At 69.5% G+C, this 239-nt stretch carries 1 protein-coding gene; it reads right to left on the reverse strand.

What is annotated here, in order from left to right:
• The coding region (locus ACLJNW_RS28210) for a hypothetical protein (RefSeq protein WP_410961935.1) at positions 1–239 on the reverse strand (239 nt) is incomplete at both ends.

Here is a 239-nt window from a genome sequence, read left to right on the forward strand (position 1 = left end):
GTCCTGGCGCGCGGCGAAGTTGGCCGGGCCTTCGCGATAGCTGCGTACGCTGGCCGAGAGCATCTGCCGCAGCGTGTCGCCGATGCTGCCGGTGCGCCCTTCGGCAGAGTGGCGGTATTTCTCGATCTGGGTCGCCAGGGTGCTGCCGCCGGAGGAGTGCGCGCTGAAGCCGAGCATCTTGCCGACCTGCGACAGCGCCGCCTGGGTGAAGCGACCCCAGTCCACTGCCGGGTTGAGGT

It is taken from the genome of Salmonella sp. SAL4457 (assembly GCF_046548235.1).
Taxonomy (GTDB): domain Bacteria; phylum Pseudomonadota; class Gammaproteobacteria; order Enterobacterales; family Enterobacteriaceae; genus Salmonella; species Salmonella enterica.